Below are 17,186 nucleotides of genomic sequence, written 5' to 3' on the forward strand. Positions count from 1 at the left end.
CCATACTACGTATGGGAGGGCCAACATGAAGAGTTGGCCCGTCATCCCATACGCAAGGACGCCCGCGAATGCCCGGGCACCTCCCCAACAAGGTGAGACCAATCAGACGGACGGCAGCCAGTACCGCCAAGCACAAGGCTGCCGCCGTCCTCCACCACGACAATCACTTTTGAAGGAGACCATCATGGTACCCGCGACTCTGCCTGCGCCCGTGGCAAAGGCAAGCCCATCGATTCCATCCATCCTCGCACTCGACCTCGGCAGCACGACAGGCTGGGCTCTGCGCAACAGCCGCTGCCGCATCCTGCATGGCACGGCCGAGTTCCGGCCCACGCGCTTCGAAGGCGGCGGCATGCGCTACCTGCGCTTCGGCAAATGGCTCGACCAGACGCTCGACGTCACCGGCGGTATCGATGCCGTGTACTTCGAAGAGGTGCGTCGCCATGCCGGAACCGACGCCGCCCACATCTACGGCGGCTTCCTCGCCGCGCTGACCGCTTGGTGCGAGCAGCACGGCATTGCTTATCAGGGCGTGCCGGTTGGAACTATCAAACGTTTCGCCACCGGAAAGGGAAATGCGGACAAGGCCGCAATGATCGCCGCCGTGCGCGAGCGGGGCTTCGAACCTGCTGACGACAACGAGGCCGATGCCATCGCTATCCTGCTCTGGGCCCTCGAGACAAATGGAGGGGTGGCATGAGCAGCACAGCCGAGATGTTCCTCAAGCACGCCGCCAACATCGTCAGCGAGCGTCGCGCACAATACGGCGCAGCGACCACTGCCATGGCAGCCCTTGCCGCACGTTGGTCGGTGACGCTGGGCCAACCGGTGACGCCGGCCCAGGTGGTCCTCTGCCTCATCGACCTTAAGCTCGCGCGCCTCGCACATGACCCTACCCACGAGGACTCAGTTGTGGACGTCTGCGGCTATGCCGCAGTGCTGCGCGAACTCGTTGCAACATCAACACTGGAAGGGAAGTGAGCCATGGTCCGTGGACGCAAACGCAAGCCGGGCAAACGCTACCCCTGTGGTAAGCGCACGAAGCAGGAACTGGAGAAGGATGCCATGTCGACAGTAATCGAGGCCCGCCGCAGGCAGTTCGGAGTCACGGCGAAGCAGGCTCAAGACGAGCGGCTCGGCACAGCACTCGGGCGCCTGGCTTTCCGAGGTCTCCTCAGCGAGACGCAGTACCAGGCCGGTGTCGCCTTCGCGCAACTCTATCACCACCATCACGTGGTGATGGGCTTGCCGTCGCCAAGCCCGCGCTCAGTTGCGGGTCTCCTCATCAACGAGGGGATCATCGGCAGTGCGCCCAGCGAGCCCGTGCTGGAGGTCATCGAGAAACTGAAGCGGCGGTTCCGCGATGCGACCGATGCGCTCGACGTCTGCGACCGTGAACATCGTCTGTCCGCAGGCAGGCGGCCGACGCTGGTGATCTACCGTGTTGTCTGCGCCGATGAGGAGGCCATGCACTGGAAGGAGGAGGAATTGGGAAACCTGCGCGTGGCCCTCAATGCACTGGTGCGGGTGTTTCGGATGTAAGTCGACGAGTCTTTCATCCACTTGCATGAAACCCTCTGGGGTCGGCCCGCGCCGGCCCCAGTTCTTTGACTCGACAGCCCTTTATGTTCTTGTTATGTTCCGAATGCTAAGAGTGGAGTATCGTCATGGCCAATGTCACGTTTTTCGTAATGGTTCCTTTCAGGCAGTCGGAGGGAGAGGTTATTGCCGAAGCTGGTGTGCAATGTCCTTCGAAGCACGTCGCAATTGCCCAGGCACGCGGTGCTGTCGCGCGCGGTGCCGTCGGCGCCATCGCTTTCATGCGTTCTGGAGATCCAGCCCTCGGGGAATACGGCGAGGCAACACTGATCTGCAAGGAAGGTGATCTGCCGGATGGTTTCGAAGACTCGCTTGCTGCCTGATCGTCATAGATGTGACTCGAGATCGTTGCAGTAGGTGATCATGCAGGTGCAGTTTTCAGCAGAGTCAACTGGTAGGCGAGAAGAACTGAAATCCAACTTACCAATAAAATGTGTGCTTACTTGAAAAACAGTGTTGACATGCATCTGCAACACGAATAGAAGTTCCGTTATTGAAAGATCATCACTGCGTCCGGAAGTCAGATCCTCCGGACGTTTTGATTCCCGAGCGTAGTGCAGCGTATTGCTGCGGCGGGCCTGAGCGAAGGCAAACGAATTCACGGGTCCTTCCGCGTAGAGAAGCGTAGAGGGGGGGCTCAGCGCAGCATCTCGCTAGCGTCAGGGTTCCAGTTTGGGGTCCCAGTTTCCAGTTTCCACCCCGCCATTCATACATCACGCCGACAGCATCAATCGAAAGCAGGCCCGTTTCGCCGGGCTTTTTTTGCGTTTGAGATTGCGCGGTGCTGGTGGAAACCTCAGGTGGAAACCCCGGTCAGGGTTCCAGTTTCCAGGCATCAGGTTTCCACTTCGGGTTCCACCCGGTTTCCACATCATGAGGTCCTGATGATCCCCGAGAGCTACGCCCTCGAACGCATGGACGTGTCCGTGCTGACAGGTTTTGCCGGCAATCCGCGCACGCACTCCGATGTGCAGGTGAAGCAGATCGCCGCCAGCATGCGCGAATTCGGCTGGACCAATCCGATCCTGGTCGATGCCACGGGCACGATCATCGCTGGCCATGGGCGACTGGCAGCGGCGAAGGAACTGGGACTGCAACAGGTGCCGGTCATCCGGCTCGGTCACTTGTCGGATGCGCAGCGCAAAGCGCTGGTCATCGCCGACAACCAGCTGGCACTCAACGCAGGCTGGGATGAAGCCGCGCTGTCGGTGCTGATCCAGGAACTCGATGCCGAGAAGTTCGAGCTCGACCTGCTGGGCTTTGCGGCTGACGACCTCGACCGCTATCTCGTTGGCCTCGATGGCGACGCTGTCGGCGAGGCGGAGGAAGGCGATCTTCCCGAAGTCCCGATCACCCCGACATCTCAGCCAGGCGATCTCTGGATCCTCGGCAATCATAGGCTCCTTTGCGGTGATGCCACCGTGATGACAGACGTCGAGCGCCTAATGGATGGGCAGTTTGCCGACATGGTTTTTTGCGATCCGCCTTACAATGTTGACTATGGCAACTCGGCCAAGGACAAGATGCGCGGCAAGGACCGGCGCATTCTCAATGATGCGTTGGGTGATGGCTTCTACCAGTTCCTCTACGACGCCTGCCTCAACATGCTGATGGTGACCAAGGGCGCCTGTTACATCTGCATGAGCTCATCCGAGCTCCACACGCTGCAGAAGGCTTTCACCGACGCCGGTGGCAAGTGGTCGACCTTCGTCATCTGGGCCAAGAACAACTTCACGCTGGGTCGTGCTGACTATCAACGGCAATATGAGCCGATCCTCTATGGTTGGAAGCAGGGAACCGACCACTACTGGTGCGGCGCCCGCGACCAGGGCGATGTCTGGTTCGTGGACAAGCCGCGGGTCAATGACCTGCATCCGACGATGAAACCGGTCGAACTCGTCGAGCGGGCGATCCGCAATTCCTCGAAGAGCAGGGACATTGTCCTTGACCCCTTCGGTGGTTCTGGCACCACGCTGATCGCGGCCGAGCGCACCGGACGGTCGGCAAGGCTCCTCGAACTCGATCCCAAATACGTCGATGTGATCATCGAGCGGTGGCAGAACCTCACTGGCGGTGTCGCGGTGCTGGACGGCGAGGACCGGACCTACCAGGATCTCCAGGCGGCACGCGGGTCGAAGCCCAAGGATGGCGCGTGATGCAATCGCGTCTCATGTCTGCCGTGGAGGCCACCGCCAACGTGGCCGTAGGCTATGGCATTGCTGTGATAACGCAGGTGATGGTCTTTCCCCTCTTCGGGTTGAATGCCTCGCTCATCGAAAATCTGATTCTGGGGTCTATTTTCACAATTGTGTCGCTGATCAGGTCCTACACGTTGCGGCGAATGTTCAACGCCTTGCGGCAAAACGCATGAAGCCCGCATCGAGCGGGCTTCAGCTTCGGTCGCATCTTTCAGTTCAGACTATGCGGTAGACACGACCTCGAGCTTCGTCCTTCTCGGAGGCAATCGTCAGACCGAGTTTCTTCTTGAGGGCGCCTGCGAAGAACCCACGCGTGGTGTGTGAGGCCCAGCCGGTGGCTTCGACAATCTCGGGGATGGTCGCTCCCTCGGGGCGACGCAGCATTTCGATCACAAGCGCCTGCTTCGTGCCCTCGCGGGTCTTGCGCTCCGTGGACGCAGGCTTCGGTTCTGGTTTCCGGGCCTTGGGCTTCTGAGGTTCGACCTCGATGCCGATGGCGGCAAACCCTGCCTCGGTGATGATCAGAGTGATGCCGTGCCCATCGCCGGTTTCGCGCCACAGGGGGTCACCAAGCTTGAGATTTGCTTCGACCTCCTGAAGGAGGCCTCTCTCGATGAGTGGCTTGATGACCTTGTGGGCAGCACCGCCTTTGAGGCTCTTGGGCAAGGGGAGTGCAAGGCGATCGGTGCGCTGCGCGGCAGCGCTGAGGACGATAAGCTGGGTATCTGTGAGTCTGGTCATGATTTATCCTTCAGGGTTGTGGACCGGACCGATCTCCGGCTCCTACGACCCCGAGCCCCGCGTCCAAGCGGGGCAGAGGCTCGGCAATTGAAGTAGGTTATTCCGCGTGCTCGCCTTCACGGAAGGCGCTGTCGGTGATGCGCTTGAGAAGTTCGGCGTAGTGGCTCAGCGTTCCAACGTGGCCCCAATGGATGGTCTCCGGGTCGGCGTCGAAGTGATCGTCGCTGAGATCCTGCAGGCGGACGAGCATCGCATCGATCTCGGCCTTTTTGCTCATGAAGGCGGCAACCACCTTGCTGTTGTCTGAGGGTTTGCGCATCTGCGTGTTCCTTGGGCTCGTTTGATGAGCACACATTTGCTCTGTATGCAGATCATATCCAGTCCATAAGCAGCAACATGATTGCTTTTTCACGAGGCCGTCGATCATGGGATTGTCCATCCGCGGTTATGCTGCACATCGCGGCGTCAGCCACACCAGCGTAAGGAAGGCCATCGCCTCTGGACGGTTGACGCTGGAGCCGGATGGCTCGATCGATCCGGCAAAAGCCGACCGCAGCTGGATGCGGAATGCAGATCCTTCGAAGACGCGACCATCACCAAAGCTGAAGCCTGTGCCGGAGGCGGCCCTCACTGCCGTGCGGGAGACGCTTTCGGAGTCAGGCTCTCCTCTCGTCGGCGGCATGAGCTACCTGCATGCCAAGACAGCAGAGAAGGTACTCACCGTGCAGTTGCTGCGCGAAAAGCTCCGGCGTGAGAAGGGCGAAGTGGTCGAGCGGGATTATGCCATTGAACAGGGCTTCGCCTTTGCGCGCAGGATCCGGGACGCATGGACCGGCTGGCCGGCCCGGGTGGCAGCCCTGATGGCGGCCGACCTCGGGGTGGACGTCCACAAGCTCGAGGCGCTGCTCAACACCCATGTCCGTGAACAGCTCAAGGCCTCAGCCGGAGACGACCTCAATCTCCACGGCACATGACTACGAAGGTAACCGCCAGTTTCTCAGGAGCCTCACCGACGGCCTGACGCCGGACCCGCCGATGACGGTGGCCGAATGGGCAGACACCTATCGCATCCTGTCAGGCAGGGCCGCGGCGGAGGCCGGAAAGTACCGCACATCGCGCACGCCTTACATGCGCGAGATCATGGAGAGCCTGTCGCCCTCAAGTCCCGTCGAGCGCGTGGTCTTCATGAAGGCTGCACAGACCGGAGCAACGGAGGCTGGCAACAACTTCATCGGATTCATCATCCACCAGGCGCCGGGGCCGATCCTTGCCGTGCAGCCGACGGTGGAGCTTGCCAAGCGCAATTCGCAGCAGCGCATTGATCCGCTGATCGAGGACAGTGCCGAGCTCCGCAAGATCGTGGCGCCGGCACGGTCCCGCGACAGCGGCAACACGGTGCTGGCGAAACGCTTTCCCGGCGGACAACTCGTGCTGACGGGGGCCAACAGTGCCACGGGCCTGAGGTCCATGCCGGCCCGCTACGTGTTCCTCGACGAAGTAGATGCCTATCCAGGCGATGTCGATGGTGAAGGCGATCCCATTGCACTTGCCGAAGCCCGCACCGCCACCTTTGGGCATCGCAAGAAGCTGTTCCTGGTGTCAACGCCAACCATCAAGGGCTTGTCGCGCATCGAACGCGAATACGAGGCTTCCGACCAGCGTCGCTACTTCGTGCCGTGTCCGCATTGCGGAACAATGCAATGGCTGCAGTTCGAGCGCTTGCGCTGGGAGAAGGGCAGACCCGGAACAGCTGCCTACATCTGTGACGATTGCGAGGCGCCGATCACGGAAGCCGCCAAGACGGACATGCTGGCCAAGGGGGAATGGCGGCCCACAGCAGAGGGCAGCAATCCCAAAACCCGCGGCTATCATCTCTCCGGCCTTTACTCCCCGGTGGGTTGGACCAGCTGGTCCGACATTGCCAGAAGCTGGGACGAGGCCCAGCACAATGACGCAGCGCTGAAGACAGCGAAGAACGTGTTGCTCGGCGAGACCTGGATGGAGTCGGGAGAAGCGCCCGACTGGCAGCGGCTCTATGACCGGCGTGAACAGTGGAAGGCCGGCACTGTCCCGGAGAAGGGCCTCTTCCTCACCGCAGGGGCTGACGTTCAGAAGGATCGCATCGAGATCGATGTCTGGGCCTGGGGGCGGGGGCTCGAAAGCTGGCTCATTGATCATGTGGTGATCGAGGGCGGTCCCAGCGATCCGACCTGCTGGCTCAAGCTGACCAGGCTTCTGTCGCAGACCTGGGCCCATGCCAGCGGCCAGCACATGACGATTGCGCGGCTGGCCATCGACACCGGTTTCGAGACCAGTGCGGTCTACGCCTGGTCGCGGGCCGTGGGCTTTGCACAGGTCGCACCCGTCAAGGGCGTCGAGGGCTTCAATCGCGCGAGCCCGGTGACAGGCCCGACCTTTGTGGATGCGACCATCGCGGGCAAGCGGCTCCGACGCGGGGCCAGGCTGTGGACCGTCGCCACCTCGACCTTCAAGGCTGAAACCTACCGCTTCCTGCGGCAGGACCGGCCGACGGGGCAAGAACTTGAAGCCGGTGCGGTGTACCGGCCGGGAACGATCCATCTGCCGGACTGGGCTGATGGCGAATGGCTGAAGCAGCTGACCGCCGAACAGCTGGTGACGGTCAAGACGAAGCGCGGCTTCCAGCGGCTCGAATGGCAGAAGCTTCGTGAACGCAACGAGGCACTCGATACCCGCGTCTATGCCCGCGCGGCCGCATGGATTGCCGGTGCCGACCGCTGGTCGGAGGCGCACTGGCAGGAACTGGAGCGGCAGTTGGCTGTCGCTCTTGTCGGACCCACAAGCGCTCCGGCGGTCAAATCTAACGCCCGCCCGTCAGCTCAGCGTCGGACGGTCAGATCGAGCTACATGGGGTGACCATCATGGCGACACTCACCGATCTCCGGGCCAGGCGGGAAGCACTGGCTGTGCAGCGGTCCTCGGGCGTGGCCCGCGTCAGCTACGAGGGACGGAGTGTCGAATATCGCAGCGTGGCCGAGATCGACCGGGCCATCGAGGCGCTCGATCGCGAGATCGTGGCCGCCGAGGGACGCCGCATCGTGCGGCAATTGCGCGTGACGACGGCGAAGGGGCTCTGACACCATGGGCCTGTTCGACCTGTTCCGCCGCCCTTCACGGGGCGGCCCGTCCGCCATGCGCGCCCGGCTCGAAGGGGCGATGGCGAAGCGACGGCTCAGGGGCTGGAACCCGCCGCTCGAGAACATCAACACGCTCGTGGCTTCAGGCGGTCCACGGCTCCTGGCACGCGCGCGCGAGCTGGTTGTTACCAACGGCTATGCGGCGAACGCCTGCGAAGCCTTCGCGGCAAATCTTGTCGGCGACGGGATCAAGCCCTCGTCGCTGGTCGGAGACACGGATCTTCGCGATCGGATTCAGCGGCTGTGGCTCGCCTGGACGGACGAGGCGGATGCCGACGGGTTGACCGATTTCTACGGTCTCCAGGCCATGGTCGCTCGAGAGATGTTCGTCGCGGGTGAATGCTTTGTACGGCTGCGCCCGCGCCGGGCTCAGGATGGACTGCTGGTGCCGCTGCAACTGCAGCTTCTGCAATCGGAGATGCTGCCCTTCGACAAGATGGAGACAGCGGCGAATGGCAACCGCATCCGCTGCGGGATCGAGTTTGACGCAATAGGCCGGCGTGTCGCCTATCACTTCCGCCGCCGCCATCCCGGCGACAGCACCGACCAGGGCGGGGTGATCCCCGAGACGGTGCGGGTGCCGGCTGCCAACGTGCTGCACATCTACCGGCCGATCGACGCAGGCCAGATCCGCGGCCTGCCGCATGTCGCACCTGCGATGGTGCGGCTGTTTCTGCTCGACCAGTATGATGATGCAGAACTCGACCGCAAGAAGACCGCGGCGATGTTCGCAGGCTTCATCACCAAGACCGCGCCGGAAGAACCCTTGATGGGCGAAACGCAGGCGGACGCGGACGGCGTAACGATCGCCAGCCTCGAGCCCGGCACCATGCAGGTGCTCTTGCCGGGGGAAGACGTGAAGTTCTCGAGCCCTGCCGACGTAGGTGGTGGCTATGAGGCCTTCCAGTACCGCACACTGCTTGCCGTCTCCGCCTCTCTCGGGTTGCCTTATCATCTGGTGACGGGCGACGTGCGGCAGGCGAACTATTCGAGCTTGCGCGCCGAGCTCGTGGAATTCCGCCGCCGCATGCAGCAGCTCCAATACGGCGTCATGGCACATCAGCTCTGCCGTCCGATCTGGGCACGCTGGATGGAAACGGCATTGCTGGCGGGGTCACTTGACCTCGATGATGCAGATACTGCGCGCGCGGTGCAGTGGATTCCACCGCGCTGGGACTGGGTCGATCCGTTGAAGGACATCCAGGCGCAGGTGCTGGCTATGGAGGCGGGCATCACCTCACGGCGCAAGGTGGTAGAGGCCACCGGCTACGACATCGAAGAAGTCGACCGCGAGAACGCCACGGATATGAAGCGCGCCGCCGATCTGGGCCTCGGCTATCGCACCAGCCCCGGGGCGACGCAGGGTGCGAAGGCAACGCCGCCTGCACGGCCGGAATCCGATGGAACGGACGACGGCGCTGCCGCCGAACAATCCGAACAGGAGTGACAGCATGACGAGCTGGTATGAGATCCGCGCCCGGGCAACGGGTGCGGAAGTGGTAATCTATGACGAGATCGGCGCCTATGGCGTCTCGGCCAAGGGTTTCCTCGCGGAACTCGGCGCGTTGCCCGAGGGGACGCCCATCGATCTCAGAATCAACAGCCCGGGCGGGTCGGTCTTCGATGCGGTGGCGATATACAACGCCATCAAGCGGCACGAGGGGCCGGTGACGGTCTGGATCGATGGCATCGCGGCCTCGGCCGCCTCCTATGTGGCGATGGCGGGTGATGAGATCGTCATGCCTGAGAATGCCTTCCTGATGATCCACGATCCTGCAGGGCTTGTGATGGGCACGGCGGATGACATGCGCGCCATGGCCGAGGCGCTCGACAAGCTCAAAGGTAGCCTGGTGCAAGGCTACGCCGCAAAGTCCGGCCGTGACCCGCAAGACATTGCCGCTCTGATGGCGGCAGAGACCTGGTTCGACGCGAAGGACGCGCTGGACGCAGGACTTGCCACTCGCATTGCCGAGCCGGTGCGCATCGCCGCACGCTTCGACATCGGCTGCTTCCGCAACGCGCCGCCGGCGCTGGTCGAGATGGTGGAGGAGGACGAGCCCGAAACCGTTCCCGACCGGAACGGTTTGGAGAACGAGCAGGATACCCCTTCTGTCACTGCCAAGGGGCATGTCCAGCCCGACAACATGCCCCCGCCTGCGAGTGATCCACCTGCCGATCCCGCAGCGATCCGGGCCGACGCCATCGCACATGCGCGCGCCGTGATTGATCTCTGCCGCCTTGCACGCCAGCCGCAGATGGCCGGTGGATTCCTCGAGCAGGATGCAAGCCTCGACGAGGTACGCGCAGCGCTTCTCGCTGCGAAGGCCGACGCTGAGCCTGAGATCACGCCGCATCACCCGCAACCCGGCCGATCTTCGGCTGCGCGCCCCTGGGGCGAAATTGTCGCCCGCACATTCAAGCTGAAAGGATAACCTGATGACCACACTTGTTGAAGGCAAGCACGCCGGCCACTTCCTCGTCTGGGAAGCCTTCCGGGACTACACCCGCGAGACGATCACCATCGCGAGCGGCACGCTGGAGCCCGGCACCGTGCTGGGCAAGATCACAGCCAGCGGCAAGTATGCGGCCTTTGCGCCTGCTGCCACCAATGGCACCGAGACGGCTGTTGCCGTGCTCTGGGGCAGGGCCGACGCTTCTGGTGGTGATGCACCTGCCGTTGCCGTGGTGCGCGGTCCCGCTGTCGTCAATCGCCACGACCTCGTCTTCGCCGGCACCCCGTCCGGGCCCGAAATTGCTGCGGCGCATGCTGATCTGCTCGCAGTCGGCATTCTCGTCCGCTGATCCCCAACACCAATTCTCACCGCAATTATTGAACCGGAGGCATTCCCATGGCCACAATGGACATCTTCGAAGGCGATGCCTTCACCATCATCGAACTCACCCGTGCGCTTGAGAACATCCCCTTCAAGCCGGCACTGCTCTCAGGCTCGAACCTCTTCAGCCCCCGCGGTGTTCGCGCCCGCACCGTGATGATTGAGAGCCGGGACGGCACGCTGTCGTTGATCCCGTTCTCGGAACGTGGGTCCGCCTACGAACAACAGGTGCCTGAACGCCGCGAGATGCGCGCCTTCATCTGCCGCCAGTTCAAGAAGCAGGACGTGATCTGGGCCTCAGAAATCCAGTCGGTGCGTGACTTCGGCTCCGAGTCTGCCACGGCCCAGGTCCAGACAGAGGTGGCCCACCGTCTGCGCAGGCTCCGCCAGGATGCCGAGGCCACCTTCGAATATCACCTTCTGAACGGCATCCAGGGGATCGTGAAGGATCCCAGGGACCAGGCCACGGTGGTGAACTACTTCACCGAGTTCGCGATCACGCTTGCGACCGAGATCGACTTCGACCTCGATAATGCAACTCCTGCCTCAGGCGCACTCCGCAAGCGCTGCCAGGCGCTGATCGAAAGTGTCGAGGACTCGATGGGCGGACTTGCTGCCGGTGCGGTGCAGGTGCGTGCTGAATGCGGCTCGGCGTTCTTTGCTGATCTCGTATCCCACAAAGAGGTGAGGGAGACCTATCTCAACACCGCCGCGGCTGCTGACCTCCGGGGCCGCATCGCCGACGAGGTCAGTTTCGGCGGCATCACCTTCCGCCGCTACCGTGGCGGAGCAGGCTTCGGGGTACCGACCGACAAGGCCTTCTTCTATCCTGAAGGCATCGAGGGGCTGTTCGAGATCTACTATGCGCCTGCCGATACGTTCGAGACCGTCAACACGCTGGGCCTGCCGCTTTATGCCCGCACCATCCCCGATCGCGATCGCGATGAATGGGTGCGCCTCGAGATCGAGAGCAATCCGCTGCCGATCTGTACAAGGCCGCAGGTGCTGCGCTCGGCACGCCGGACGTGATGAGGCGGGCATGCCATGGCTGCCACCCATGAGCTGACCGGCCTTCGCCGCGGCAACAGCTTCGAGCGGCTGTTCCGCTTCAAGGACAGCGCGGGCGTTGTTGTCGACCTGACGGGCTCCGAGATTGTCTTTATGGCAGAGACTGCCGCGTCCACGATCCGCAAGACAACGGCAGATGGCACGCTGCTCATGCCTTCACCGGTATCGGGCGAGGTGACACTGAAGCTCACACCAGCAGAAACCCGTCTGTTTGCCGTCGGCCGCTTGAGAAGCCGCTACGAGTTCGAGCGGCGAATTGCCGGCACCGAGGAAACCTTGGTGCGCGGGTGCCTCGTCATCGAGGAGGGTCTCAATGACGACGCCTGAAATCATCGAGATCATTGTTCCCGGACCCATTGCCGTTGTTGAAGTTGTGCAGCCCGGTCAACAGGGCCCGCCCGGACCAACAGGAGCACCGGGCCCGGCAGGTCCTGTGGGCGAAACAGGCCCGATCGGCGCCACCGGGCCTGTCGGTCCAATGGGACCGGAAGGTCCACAAGGACCCACTGGTCCTGTTGGTCCCCCTGGTGAGACAGGCGCAACAGGCCCGGTCGGCCCGCAGGGTGAAGCAGGCCCGGTTGGTCCCGTTGGCGAGACCGGAGCTACCGGCCCGCAAGGTGAGACGGGCGCTACTGGACCACCCGGTCCACAGGGTGAAGCTGGCCCAGTTGGTCCGGTCGGCGAGACAGGCCCCTCGGGCCCGGCAGGTCCGATTGGTGCCACGGGGCCCGTCGGTCCAATTGGACCAGAAGGTCCGCCTGGTGAACCCGGGCCTGCTGGCCCAACTGGCCCCGCCGGCGAGACGGGTCCCTCAGGCCCGATTGGAGCAACAGGTCCATCAGGCCCACCCGGACCAACCGGTCCGCAAGGTGAAACCGGTCCCGCAGGGTTGCAAGGTCTCGCTGGTCCAGCAGGTCCAATCGGGCCTGCAGGTGAGACAGGTCCGGCGCCCTCGGACGAGGTCGTTCAGGATCTGATTGGGGCGATGCTGACGGCTGGCACCCATGTCGGTGTCAATGTCGTCCATGATGATGCTGCCAACAGGATTAGCATCGAACTGGTCGAGGGCGATTACGAGGAAAGCGTCCGGCTTGGAACGACGGCCGCGGATGGTAACATCACCTTGTCCGGTACACCTACCATCCAGGGTGTCACACTTGCCGTTGGTGATCGCATTCTGCCTGCCGGGCAGACCGTTGCAGCAGAGCGCATCATCTACGAGGTCCAGGACGGCGCATGGACTCCCGCAGCAGGATGGGAGCCGGCAAGTACCAGCATCTCGGCGGGACGCATCGTCCCCATCGATGAAGGCGACAATGCAGGCGCCATCTTCCAGCTGCTCACAGCCGGCGCGATCGTGCCGGGAACGACACCGCTAGAATGGAAGACCAGTGTCCAGTCGACGACAGCCCAGTTCGTGCCGAAGAACATCAACGTCGCAAGCTATACGCTGCTCTATGGCGACCGGCGGCGCTGGATCTTCGCCACCCGCAGTGGCGACCAGGACTTCACGATCCCGAACCGCAACGATGTCTTGTGGCAGAACGGCACGGAGATTGTGTTCTTCCACAATGGCACTTCCGGCATCAAGACGATCACCGGCGCCACAGGAGTCTTCATCAACGGCGTGGACGGCGGAAGCATTGTACTCGACACCCGCTATGACGCGTGGCTGCTGAAGCACCGCAGCAAGAACCAGTGGTTTGCGGTGCCGTGGAAACAGGCCGCGCCCCAAGTACCTGTCACGAAAACTCTCGTCGTAGCGGCATCCGACGAAACCACCGCACTCACGACGGGCACGAAGGTCACCTTCCGCATGCCCTATGCCATGGTACTCAGCGCAGTGAGGGCCTCGCTCGCCACCGCGCAGTCTGCCGGTGCGATACTCACCGCGGACATCAAGGAGGAGGGCACCTCAATCTTCGCCACGAAGATCACGATCGACAACACTGAGAAGACCTCTGTGACGGCGGCCACGCCGGCGGTTTTCTCCGATACGGCACTTGCCGACGATGCCGAGATGACCATCATCATTGACCAGGTCGGAACGCCCGGTGCGGCCGGTCTCAAGATCGCACTGATCGGGACCTGAGGCCCATGAGCTTTCTGATCAACCCGTATCGGTTTGTTGCCCCGCTTTACGTGCAGGTCTTGCCACTGATCAACGCGAACGCCGAGGCAGGCAACATTACGGGCTGGACCAATGCCATTGCCACGAGCTTTGCTGCGACGGCGGCGAACCCGCTCAGCTCCACCGAGGTCGGCAGCGGCATCGGTCCTTATGCTGGTTCATACAGTTTCTCGTCTGGCGGCACTTCATTTGCGGCTGCCTATCAGGATATCAGCCTTGCAGGCCTGGACGCCAACATTCTCGCCGACATCGACGCCGGCAGGATCACCGCCGACTGCGGTGGCTTTCTGGTCACCGACAAGGACAATACCGACTGGGGTCACGTCGACCTGATGTTCTATACGAGCGGTGGCGCCTGGCTTGGCGGCGCCATGCATGATGGGCGGCTGTCGCAAAGCGCATGGAGGGCATTCACTGAAACAGCGCTCAAGGTGCCGGAGACCACGCGTATTGTCCGCCTCATGCTGCGTGGCTGGCGCAACGGCGGTGATGCCAACACGCAAGTCTATTGGGACGAAATCTCCGCGCGGCTGAACCGCAAGGCCGGAACTCACACTTGTATCCTGTCGCTCAACGGCGCCAGCACCGCCGGCTGGACCAACGTCGTGAACACGCTCATCACAGCAACCGTCGCATCATCCTCCACAGGCGGCAACGCCTGGGGCTATGATCCCGGCCTGCGCTGGGGCACGGGGAGCACATCAACTGGCCACGCCTGGCATGCACAATCACTGCCTTCTACATGGCAAGGCGCAATCGATGCCGGTGTTGTAACACTCGAAGCCAACTTTCAGCTCGCCTGCACGACCAGCACGCCACAAGCCTCGGGCCGCGTCTATGTCGAGTTCTATGATGCCGGTTCTTCACAGCTAGGAAGCAGGGTCTATTCGGACCCGGCTGAGGCCTCACCAGCCCGTCAGAGTGCACGCCGCAAGCAGTTCTCCACACCGGTTCCAGCGAATGCCCGATCCATACGCTTCGGCATCATGGGAACGCGCGTCTCCGGGACCTCGCTCAATGCCATCTTCTCGAGCTTCAGCTACATCAACGTCTTCCTGGAGAGGTAGGCACACAACGTGATCGACTTCTCCAGCCTTCTCTACGCGCCGATCTACGAGGCATTCGGCGTGCCGGCCAGGATCCTTTGCCTTTATGATGCACACTTCGAGATTACCGTTATCGACAAGACCAGCGGTGTTGAAGTTTTCGATGGCACAGCAAGCGTCAAGACCATCCGGCCTGCTGCGGTGATGCGAGTATCGGAACTGTCCGCACTCGGCCTTTCGCAGCGGGATCTCGAGGGTGTCAGCATCGAGTTCTCGGGCAAGATCTGGCGGGTGAAGGCGACGATGCTGAAGCCTGCGCCAACCGGTGAAGCCGGTGGCGAGCTTTATCTCTTCCTGATCGAGGACGAGTCATGACGGACAGGCGTGAGGCGATCCTTGTCCGGCTGCTCGAGATAGCGAGGGCAATCCCCGGAATCGCCGCCGCCTTCCGCAATACTGACGAGATCAGCGACAGGCAGCGCCCGTGCATCCTGATCCTCGATGCCGACGAGGCGGCCGATGATGGCGACCCCTCAGGCCTGTCCAGGCGTCCCGGTGCGCCGCGGCGGGTCGGCATGACACCTGAGCTCTACATCATGCTGGGTGCGAAGCCGGAGCACATCGGAACTCAGCTCAACGTGTTTCGTGCAGCGATCCTCAAGGCTGTACTGACAGATGCGGTGTTGGCGAACCTCGTCGGTACCAACGGTGATATTCGCTACGAAGGCTGCGCCACAGCGCTCGCACGCGGCCGCATGATGGAAGGCGAGATGGGTCTGTCCTTCACCTTCTCTTACGTGCTGCGACCGGACGCGCTCTGAGACGGCCAGCAACTAAGCCGAAGCGGAATGTTCTTTGACGACGCTCAGATGAGCATGCACCATCTTCCACTGACCGTCCCGCCAGAACCACACTTCGGTTTGATAGTATTCGGTGTCTGTCACTCGCCCATCAGCAAAACGGAATTTTTCTCGCCATGGGTAGCAGAGCGTCGCCGCATTGGCATCTTCGCTGAACACAACATGGGAGCGGTCTCCGGTGCTGAACTCCAGAATCTTGCCGCCGCCCTCGAACATCGACCAAATGAATCTACAGGCCTCGTCGTAATTCGAAACGACACCTTCGAAGTATGACGTCAGATCGGTGGCATAATGTTCCAGGTACCCCGCAACGTTGCCGGATCCGTATATGCCCGGAAGAACGCGCAGGATCTCGCGGAGTTCGTCTGTTTTTCCCATAGCGACGGCTTCCTTCATGTTGGCCACTGGTTCGATCGAAGATCCAACGAGCGATCGGTTCAACGAGGCTGAGACTTCAGCAAATCGAAGTCACATGCAAGACAGGACTTCGGCACATGGAACGGCAACTCCCGAGGCAAGGCTGGGGTGTTCGCTGAATCAACATTTGGCCGAGCACCTGATCATTCACATCTGGAATCTCAACATGGAGTCTTCACATGGCAGCATCGATTGACAATTACACGGTCGGCAAGGGCATCGTCTCGTTCAAAAAGACAGGAGGCGCCAGCTATGTCGACATGGGCAACTGCACCGAGTTTGAGTTCACGCCTGAGATCGAAAAGCTCGATCATTTCTCGTCGCGCGAAGGTGTGCGCACCAAGGATAAATCCGTGGTGTTGCAGAAGAGCGGGACGGTGCGCCTGGTGCTTGACGAGTGGAGCGTCGATAACCTGAAGCTCGCAGTGCTGGGAAGCTCGGCGGTCGTGGGCGGTACTGACGTGATCCAGATCTTCGATGAGAGCTCGGTGTCGGGCAGCTTGAAGTTCACGGGCACCAATGACATTGGCCCCAAGTACGAGTGGATATTCAGCGCGGTCGACTTCATCCCGTCATCGGCTCTGAACCTGATCTCGGATGAATGGGGCACGATCGAGCTGACCGGCGAGTGTGCGGCCGTCTCAGGCTCGTTTGGCACCGTCACCGAACTTCTTCCCACTCCTTGAGGTGAACCATGGTCGGATTGATTGATATTGCACCGCTGACGAAGACCGTCACCATCCGTGATGTTGCCGTCGAAGTTTCTGGTGTATCGGCTCGTGGCATCGCGCAGCTTCTGGCTCGGTTTCCGGAGCTTCGCGCTCTGGTGACGGGCCGCGAGGTCGCGATCGAGAACCTCCTGACGCTCGGTGGTGATGTCGTGGCTGCCATCATTGCCGCGGGCACTGGTATTCCCGGCGACACGGCAGCGGAACAGGCCGCCGACAGGCTGTCGATCGATGAGCAGGCCGATCTTCTCGTCGCCGTTATCGAGCTCACCATGCCGAGGGGGCTCGGCCCTTTCGTGGAGAAGCTGTCGCGGCTGGGGCTCGGTCCCGACGGCGCTTCCGCGATGCCGGTTACGAGATCGCCGTAGCCCTCGAGGCCCTCATCGCC

General features: G+C 62.1%; 23 protein-coding genes. 20 read left to right on the forward strand and 3 right to left on the reverse strand.

The genetic code is table 11. The features are described 5' to 3' along the window. Nucleotides 1–184 precede the first annotated feature (184 nt). From Q0C17_RS12955 to Q0C17_RS12980, 6 genes are all read left to right on the forward strand, one after another. Nucleotides 185–700 (forward strand): hypothetical protein, encoded by a 516-nt coding sequence (locus Q0C17_RS12955; RefSeq protein ID WP_291207026.1) that lies wholly within the window; start codon nt 185–187, stop codon nt 698–700. Further along, entirely contained in the window at nt 697–981 is a 285-nt protein-coding gene (locus Q0C17_RS12960) for a DUF6378 domain-containing protein (protein ID WP_291207029.1), read from the forward strand. The genes Q0C17_RS12955 and Q0C17_RS12960 overlap by 4 nt, the downstream gene beginning before the upstream one ends. 3 nt (nt 982–984) lie before the next feature. Continuing rightward, nucleotides 985–1,542: a hypothetical protein gene (locus Q0C17_RS12965; protein WP_291207030.1), complete on the forward strand. Its 558-nt coding sequence runs from the start codon at nt 985–987 to the stop codon at nt 1,540–1,542. A gap of 125 nt (nt 1,543–1,667) precedes the next feature. Continuing rightward, nucleotides 1,668–1,922 (forward strand): hypothetical protein, encoded by a 255-nt coding sequence (locus Q0C17_RS12970; protein WP_291207032.1) that lies wholly within the window; start codon nt 1,668–1,670, stop codon nt 1,920–1,922. A 561-nt stretch (nt 1,923–2,483) separates the two neighbouring features. Beyond that, the gene (locus Q0C17_RS12975) at nt 2,484–3,755 is read left to right on the forward strand and encodes a site-specific DNA-methyltransferase (protein ID WP_291207035.1); all 1,272 of its coding nucleotides are present in this window, start codon (nt 2,484–2,486) and stop codon (nt 3,753–3,755) included. Then, nucleotides 3,755–3,970, forward strand: a complete 216-nt coding sequence (locus Q0C17_RS12980) for a hypothetical protein (protein WP_291207037.1) — start codon at nt 3,755–3,757, stop codon at nt 3,968–3,970. Before Q0C17_RS12975 ends, Q0C17_RS12980 begins: the two co-directional genes overlap by 1 nt. 43 nt (nt 3,971–4,013) lie before the next feature. Here the strand turns inward: Q0C17_RS12980 and Q0C17_RS12985 are convergent, their stop codons facing one another. Both Q0C17_RS12985 and Q0C17_RS12990 read right to left on the reverse strand, forming a co-directional pair. After that, nucleotides 4,014–4,538, reverse strand: a complete 525-nt coding sequence (locus Q0C17_RS12985; RefSeq protein WP_291207040.1) for a DUF3489 domain-containing protein — start codon at nt 4,536–4,538, stop codon at nt 4,014–4,016. A gap of 97 nt (nt 4,539–4,635) precedes the next feature. Next, nucleotides 4,636–4,857, reverse strand: coding sequence for a hypothetical protein (locus Q0C17_RS12990; RefSeq protein WP_291207042.1), 222 nt, complete (start codon nt 4,855–4,857; stop codon nt 4,636–4,638). 106 nt (nt 4,858–4,963) lie between these two features. On the opposite strand from Q0C17_RS12990, the gene Q0C17_RS12995 reads away from it, so the two are divergent. From Q0C17_RS12995 to Q0C17_RS13050, 12 genes are all read left to right on the forward strand, one after another. Then, nucleotides 4,964–5,512, forward strand: coding sequence for an elements of external origin (locus tag Q0C17_RS12995; RefSeq protein ID WP_291207045.1), 549 nt, complete (start codon nt 4,964–4,966; stop codon nt 5,510–5,512). Then, on the forward strand, nt 5,454–7,433 hold the full coding sequence (locus Q0C17_RS13000) for a phage terminase large subunit family protein (protein ID WP_291207048.1): 1,980 nt from the start codon (nt 5,454–5,456) through the stop codon (nt 7,431–7,433). Before Q0C17_RS12995 ends, Q0C17_RS13000 begins: the two co-directional genes overlap by 59 nt. Nucleotides 7,434–7,438: 5 nt before the next feature. Beyond that, nucleotides 7,439–7,654: a hypothetical protein gene (locus Q0C17_RS13005; protein WP_291207051.1), complete on the forward strand. Its 216-nt coding sequence runs from the start codon at nt 7,439–7,441 to the stop codon at nt 7,652–7,654. Nucleotides 7,655–7,658: 4 nt separating this feature from the next. Beyond that, complete coding sequence (locus Q0C17_RS13010) at nt 7,659–9,161, forward strand: phage portal protein (RefSeq protein WP_291207054.1); 1,503 nt, start codon at nt 7,659–7,661, stop codon at nt 9,159–9,161. Nucleotides 9,162–9,165: 4 nt separating this feature from the next. Then, nucleotides 9,166–10,146 (forward strand): head maturation protease, ClpP-related, encoded by a 981-nt coding sequence (locus Q0C17_RS13015; protein WP_291207057.1) that lies wholly within the window; start codon nt 9,166–9,168, stop codon nt 10,144–10,146. 4 nt (nt 10,147–10,150) lie between these two features. Beyond that, complete coding sequence (locus Q0C17_RS13020) at nt 10,151–10,516, forward strand: head decoration protein (RefSeq protein WP_291207060.1); 366 nt, start codon at nt 10,151–10,153, stop codon at nt 10,514–10,516. Nucleotides 10,517–10,563: 47 nt separating this feature from the next. Next, entirely contained in the window at nt 10,564–11,577 is a 1,014-nt protein-coding gene (locus Q0C17_RS13025) for a major capsid protein (protein ID WP_291207062.1), read from the forward strand. A 15-nt stretch (nt 11,578–11,592) separates the two neighbouring features. Next, nucleotides 11,593–11,943, forward strand: coding sequence for a hypothetical protein (locus Q0C17_RS13030; RefSeq protein ID WP_291207065.1), 351 nt, complete (start codon nt 11,593–11,595; stop codon nt 11,941–11,943). A 658-nt stretch (nt 11,944–12,601) separates the two neighbouring features. Continuing rightward, nucleotides 12,602–13,708: a hypothetical protein gene (locus Q0C17_RS13035; protein ID WP_291207068.1), complete on the forward strand. Its 1,107-nt coding sequence runs from the start codon at nt 12,602–12,604 to the stop codon at nt 13,706–13,708. A gap of 5 nt (nt 13,709–13,713) precedes the next feature. Next, the gene (locus Q0C17_RS13040; protein WP_291207071.1) at nt 13,714–14,814 is read left to right on the forward strand and encodes a hypothetical protein; all 1,101 of its coding nucleotides are present in this window, start codon (nt 13,714–13,716) and stop codon (nt 14,812–14,814) included. Between the two features lie 9 nt (nt 14,815–14,823). Next, a complete protein-coding gene (locus Q0C17_RS13045; RefSeq protein WP_291207074.1) occupies nt 14,824–15,168 on the forward strand; it encodes a hypothetical protein in 345 nt (114 codons plus the stop codon). Then, nucleotides 15,165–15,614, forward strand: a complete 450-nt coding sequence (locus Q0C17_RS13050) for a hypothetical protein (protein ID WP_291207077.1) — start codon at nt 15,165–15,167, stop codon at nt 15,612–15,614. Before Q0C17_RS13045 ends, Q0C17_RS13050 begins: the two co-directional genes overlap by 4 nt. Nucleotides 15,615–15,626: 12 nt before the next feature. Here Q0C17_RS13050 and Q0C17_RS13055 read toward each other — a convergent pair whose 3' ends face one another. Then, complete coding sequence (locus Q0C17_RS13055) at nt 15,627–16,049, reverse strand: nuclear transport factor 2 family protein (protein ID WP_291207080.1); 423 nt, start codon at nt 16,047–16,049, stop codon at nt 15,627–15,629. Between the two features lie 200 nt (nt 16,050–16,249). Here Q0C17_RS13055 and Q0C17_RS13060 point away from each other — a divergent pair, with 200 nt between their 5' ends. Both Q0C17_RS13060 and Q0C17_RS13065 read left to right on the forward strand, forming a co-directional pair. Continuing rightward, nucleotides 16,250–16,756: a hypothetical protein gene (locus Q0C17_RS13060; RefSeq protein WP_291207082.1), complete on the forward strand. Its 507-nt coding sequence runs from the start codon at nt 16,250–16,252 to the stop codon at nt 16,754–16,756. Nucleotides 16,757–16,764: 8 nt separating this feature from the next. Beyond that, nucleotides 16,765–17,166, forward strand: a complete 402-nt coding sequence (locus Q0C17_RS13065) for a hypothetical protein (protein ID WP_291207084.1) — start codon at nt 16,765–16,767, stop codon at nt 17,164–17,166. The last annotated feature ends 20 nt before the right edge of the window (nt 17,167–17,186 follow it).

The organism is Hyphomonas sp. (assembly GCF_022844445.1).
Taxonomy (GTDB): Bacteria; Pseudomonadota; Alphaproteobacteria; order Caulobacterales; family Hyphomonadaceae; genus Hyphomonas.

Excerpts from the sequence above, each read along its gene's own strand:
- Q0C17_RS12955 (WP_291207026.1), top strand. The coding sequence starts at position 185 with ATGGTACCCGCGACTCTGCCTGCGCCCGTGGCAAAGGCAAGCCCATCG.
- Q0C17_RS12960 (WP_291207029.1), top strand. The coding sequence starts at position 697 with ATGAGCAGCACAGCCGAGATGTTCCTCAAGCACGCCGCCAACATCGTC.
- Q0C17_RS12965 (WP_291207030.1), top strand. The coding sequence starts at position 985 with ATGGTCCGTGGACGCAAACGCAAGCCGGGCAAACGCTACCCCTGTGGT.
- Q0C17_RS12970 (WP_291207032.1), top strand. The coding sequence starts at position 1,668 with ATGGCCAATGTCACGTTTTTCGTAATGGTTCCTTTCAGGCAGTCGGAG.
- Q0C17_RS12975 (WP_291207035.1), top strand. The coding sequence starts at position 2,484 with ATGATCCCCGAGAGCTACGCCCTCGAACGCATGGACGTGTCCGTGCTG.
- Q0C17_RS12980 (WP_291207037.1), top strand. The coding sequence starts at position 3,755 with ATGCAATCGCGTCTCATGTCTGCCGTGGAGGCCACCGCCAACGTGGCC.
- Q0C17_RS12985 (WP_291207040.1), bottom strand. The coding sequence starts at position 4,538 with ATGACCAGACTCACAGATACCCAGCTTATCGTCCTCAGCGCTGCCGCG.
- Q0C17_RS12990 (WP_291207042.1), bottom strand. The coding sequence starts at position 4,857 with ATGCGCAAACCCTCAGACAACAGCAAGGTGGTTGCCGCCTTCATGAGC.
- Q0C17_RS12995 (WP_291207045.1), top strand. The coding sequence starts at position 4,964 with ATGGGATTGTCCATCCGCGGTTATGCTGCACATCGCGGCGTCAGCCAC.
- Q0C17_RS13000 (WP_291207048.1), top strand. The coding sequence starts at position 5,454 with ATGTCCGTGAACAGCTCAAGGCCTCAGCCGGAGACGACCTCAATCTCC.
- Q0C17_RS13005 (WP_291207051.1), top strand. The coding sequence starts at position 7,439 with ATGGCGACACTCACCGATCTCCGGGCCAGGCGGGAAGCACTGGCTGTG.
- Q0C17_RS13010 (WP_291207054.1), top strand. The coding sequence starts at position 7,659 with ATGGGCCTGTTCGACCTGTTCCGCCGCCCTTCACGGGGCGGCCCGTCC.
- Q0C17_RS13015 (WP_291207057.1), top strand. The coding sequence starts at position 9,166 with ATGACGAGCTGGTATGAGATCCGCGCCCGGGCAACGGGTGCGGAAGTG.
- Q0C17_RS13020 (WP_291207060.1), top strand. The coding sequence starts at position 10,151 with ATGACCACACTTGTTGAAGGCAAGCACGCCGGCCACTTCCTCGTCTGG.
- Q0C17_RS13025 (WP_291207062.1), top strand. The coding sequence starts at position 10,564 with ATGGCCACAATGGACATCTTCGAAGGCGATGCCTTCACCATCATCGAA.
- Q0C17_RS13030 (WP_291207065.1), top strand. The coding sequence starts at position 11,593 with ATGGCTGCCACCCATGAGCTGACCGGCCTTCGCCGCGGCAACAGCTTC.
- Q0C17_RS13035 (WP_291207068.1), top strand. The coding sequence starts at position 12,602 with ATGCTGACGGCTGGCACCCATGTCGGTGTCAATGTCGTCCATGATGAT.
- Q0C17_RS13040 (WP_291207071.1), top strand. The coding sequence starts at position 13,714 with ATGAGCTTTCTGATCAACCCGTATCGGTTTGTTGCCCCGCTTTACGTG.
- Q0C17_RS13050 (WP_291207077.1), top strand. The coding sequence starts at position 15,165 with ATGACGGACAGGCGTGAGGCGATCCTTGTCCGGCTGCTCGAGATAGCG.
- Q0C17_RS13055 (WP_291207080.1), bottom strand. The coding sequence starts at position 16,049 with ATGAAGGAAGCCGTCGCTATGGGAAAAACAGACGAACTCCGCGAGATC.
- Q0C17_RS13060 (WP_291207082.1), top strand. The coding sequence starts at position 16,250 with ATGGCAGCATCGATTGACAATTACACGGTCGGCAAGGGCATCGTCTCG.
- Q0C17_RS13065 (WP_291207084.1), top strand. The coding sequence starts at position 16,765 with ATGGTCGGATTGATTGATATTGCACCGCTGACGAAGACCGTCACCATC.